The organism is Pumilibacter intestinalis (assembly GCF_943193005.1).
Classification (GTDB): Bacteria; Bacillota; Clostridia; order Christensenellales; family Pumilibacteraceae; genus Pumilibacter; species Pumilibacter intestinalis.
In genome coordinates, this window is record NZ_CALPCH010000038.1 from 1 (window position 1) to 2531 (window position 2531).

The 2531-nt window shown below is 47.0% G+C and carries 3 protein-coding genes; all 3 read right to left on the reverse strand.

The annotated features are described in order from the left end of the window. Nucleotides 1-221 precede the first annotated feature (221 nt). Genes NFR55_RS10340 through NFR55_RS10350 form a run of 3 tightly spaced genes read right to left on the reverse strand, consistent with a single transcriptional unit; the run spans nucleotide 222 to nucleotide 2401 of the window. On the reverse strand, nucleotides 222-704 hold the full coding sequence (locus NFR55_RS10340; RefSeq protein WP_251548809.1) for a hypothetical protein: 483 nt from the start codon (nucleotides 702-704) through the stop codon (nucleotides 222-224). 11 nt (nucleotides 705-715) lie between these two features. Beyond that, nucleotides 716-1477, reverse strand: a complete 762-nt coding sequence (locus tag NFR55_RS10345) for a zonular occludens toxin domain-containing protein (protein WP_251548811.1) — start codon at nucleotides 1475-1477, stop codon at nucleotides 716-718. A gap of 54 nt (nucleotides 1478-1531) precedes the next feature. Then, complete coding sequence (locus tag NFR55_RS10350) at nucleotides 1532-2401, reverse strand: hypothetical protein (RefSeq protein WP_251548813.1); 870 nt, start codon at nucleotides 2399-2401, stop codon at nucleotides 1532-1534. Between the last annotated feature and the right edge of the window lie 130 nt (nucleotides 2402-2531).

Sequence of the window (2531 nt, forward strand, 5' to 3'; positions counted from 1 at the left end):
CCAATGCATATACGGTTGGCGCGGCGCGAATTTCGAAAACATAACGCACTAATACTATGCGTGAAATACTGCCGGCTAAAGGTATTCGCGGCGTTTCCGCTCGCGAATACCTTTAGCCGTACGTAAATTCCCCACCGTGCGGCGTTTCGAAACTTTACGAAACAAGCGGCAGAGCGTGAACTTAAGAGCGTTTCGGGTTTGCTCGGGGTGGCTACCCCTCGTTATTCGCTGCGCTCATTTTTTTGGCTAAGCGATGTGCTTTCAGTCTTGCCGTTGCGCTTAAGCTCTTTAGCGGCGGCGCGTTCGGCTCGGCGGTCTTCTTTACGCTGTTTGCGTGCCTCGGCTTTCCTTTCTCTTGCCGCTAAGCGGGCTTCGGTATTTGCCTGTTTGGCGGCTTGTACGGCTTCTCTGCGCTCTTTACGCATTTTACGCACTTTGTCTTTGTGTGCCCATTTATCCGCCTTGTAGCCGTCCTTATACCGCCATTTCGCACGGTAATAGTCACGGGCGAGCTTGAGCTTTACTATTGCGTTCGCCGCGGAGGCTACGGGCGACTGCGCGGCTTTAAGCTGTTTGTCGTTTATAGTGTCGTTGTCCCGCATTTCGCCGTGCTTTTCTAAATGCCTGGCGTGCGGCTCTACGGCTTTCACAAGCTCGTCGGGCTTAAGACTTTGCAACTTTTCTTCGCTTTCGTTTTCGTCCATGCTTTTTCACCTCACTTTTTTTCGTAATACGTATCGGGTACGGTATATTCGTGCTCGTCGTTAAAGTCCATTATTTCGTCGCGCGTGTAACCGGTGAGCACGGCGTGCCGAAGATTATACTTGCCGTCGTAATTACCTTTAAGAAACGCGGGAAAAAAGGCAAAACTGTCGTAATGCCGAAAGATATTGCCGGCATATTCAATCTCGAGCTTATCGCCGCGTTTCTCTTTGTGCTGTCCGCTCTCTATGTAGTCTATTGCCGACTGGGTATTGTCGAAGCTCGAGCAGGTCCAATGCGACCGCAATATGCGTTTTCCGCTTTGCTCATGCTCGAGTTTCTCCACGTAAAGAACTTCGGCGGCAAGCTCGCGAACGTTTAAGTCAATGAGTTTGGGGCGTTGCACCGTGCACGTTATATTCAGTCGGTAGTGCCCGTGAAGCTCGTAGAAACGGGAGACAAAATCCGCTATGCCTTTTTTGTTGCGGCTGTTAAAATACTTTTGTGCCTCGTCGAGATTGATTTGAGCATTGGGCGGCAGAAACATAGTAGGGTGATTTTCATTAAAAAGTCCGAGATTGAAACCGTTGACCTCGTAATTCGTTATTTTGCCTTTTGCGCCTGCGGTAATCGTGTAGTCCGCAAACACAAGGTGGTCTTCGGGCGGAACGTAATTAAATCCGCCGGCATTGAGCGGCGCAAGCAATTTTTTGCACTTTATTAAGTCTTGGTGTGCCTCCCGTCCTTTCATATGCTGTAACGCAAACAAAGTCATAAGCGCGGTTTTGCCAGCTCGAGGTATACCGCATATAATTCGTATCACGGTTACTTACCCTTTGCCGAAAACACCTTTAACAATGGCGGTAATAAGAGAAATAAGCCCCGAAGCTACGAGAAGGAACGCAAAAGTCATAATCCAATCGCCGAGAGTCATAGAACCGCAACCCTCTTTTATTTGAGCCATAAGCCCGCCAAATGCGCCGAGGTCGAAATTCGGACTTGTCGGGTCGTCGCTGTCTAACGGGATATCTTTGGTATAAAGCCTGTAAGTACAAGACTGTGTACCGATAGAAGATATTGCTTGATTCCCGTTAAAAGTGAAAACGAACTGAACTTTACCGCAAACGCTGTTACCGTTTGTTTCTTCTTCGTATTTAAGAAAGTTATAATATGCCGCGGGTAATCTTATGGAATTACCGCTATTTTCCGAAAATCCGTTGTTTAGCTTAAGTATTATATCTTGCCAACGAAAAACGCAGCTCCAACGATTGGGAATTTTAACGCTAATCGGTGCAGAAATACATACGGGCAAGTCGTTGTACTTAACATTAGGAAATGTTATAATAGCCGTAAATGTGTAAGTTGTTGGGTTTAGCCATTCCACAAGGTCGTTGTCTATAAGTCGAGCGTAAGCATAGTCATCTATTTCCATAGACAAGCCGCTTATATCCAAATCCAAATAATAACCGGTCATCATGCCCGTGGAAAATATTGTGCCGTTTTGTGTATTTGTATTCGGGTCGTTTGGGTTCTCATACGGATTTCCCGTACCTGTGTTAAGAATGTTGCTTTGAGCGGTTGCGACAAGTTCTGCGTTACAACTCTTAAAAATTGTAAACTTGCGGTACAAGAAAACGCCGCCGTATATAATGCCGGCAATGAGCGCACACGACACTATGAGCTTGAATATCTTAAGCATGACGTTATTTCCTCTTAACGGCTACCGTTATGGAAATAGCGGCGGTAAGAGCTAACGCGCCTATAACGCCGACTATAACCCACGTAAACCATTTGTTGCGCCCGACAAAGTCGCCGTATTTTTCCCAGCC